Consider the following 947-nt stretch of genomic DNA (forward strand, 5'->3'; position numbering starts at 1 on the left):
CTCGATCTGCGCCAGCGTCTGGTCCGCGAACGAGTTGGACATCACGAACGACGGGTGACCCGTGGCGTTACCCAGGTTCAGCAGACGCCCCTCGGACAGCACGATGATCACCTTGCCGTCCGGGAACGTCCACGTGTGGACCTGCGGCTTGATCTCGTCCTTCACAACGCCCGGGATCCTCGCCAGGCCGGCCATGTCGATCTCGTTGTCGAAGTGACCGATGTTGCCCACGATCGCCTGGTGCTTCATCCGGGCCATGTCACCGGCCATGATGATGTCCTTGTTACCGGTCGTGGTGATGAAGATGTCAGCCGTCTCCACGACCTCGTCCAGCGTCGTGACCTGGTAGCCGTCCATCGCCGCCTGAAGCGCGCAGATCGGATCGATCTCCGTGACGATCACACGGGCACCCTGCCCGCGCAACGACTCCGCACAGCCCTTGCCCACATCCCCGTAACCGCAGATGACCGCGGTCTTCCCGCCGATCAGCGTGTCGGTGGCACGGTTGATGCCATCCACCAGCGAATGCCGGCAGCCGTACTTGTTGTCGAACTTCGACTTCGTCACGGCGTCGTTCACATTGATCGCCGGGAACAGAAGGACACCGTCACGCTGCATCTCGTACAGACGGTGAACACCCGTCGTGGTCTCCTCGGTCACGCCCCGGATCTCCGAGGCGAGCTGGGTCCACTTCTGGGAGCCGTCGGTGATGGTGCGGTTCAGGAGCTCGAGGATGACGCGGTGCTCGTCGTTCTCGGCGGTGTCGACGGCAGGGACCTTGCCGGCCTTCTCGTACTCGACGCCCTTGTGGACGAGGAGGGTGGCGTCACCACCGTCGTCCAGGATCATGTTCGGACCGCCGGTGGGGCTGTCCGGCCACGTCAGCGCCTGCTCCGTGCACCACCAGTACTCCTCCAGCGTCTCGCCCTTCCAGGCGAACACCGGGA

At 64.1% G+C, this 947-nt stretch carries 1 protein-coding gene; it reads right to left on the reverse strand.

Annotated elements, in window-relative coordinates:
- Positions 1-947 (reverse strand): adenosylhomocysteinase (locus tag ABFX81_RS42110; RefSeq protein ID WP_346139709.1); only part of this gene is annotated, 947 nt, incomplete at both ends.

It is taken from the genome of Streptomyces coeruleofuscus (assembly GCF_039532725.1).
Lineage (GTDB): Bacteria > Actinomycetota > Actinomycetes > Streptomycetales > Streptomycetaceae > Streptomyces > Streptomyces coeruleofuscus.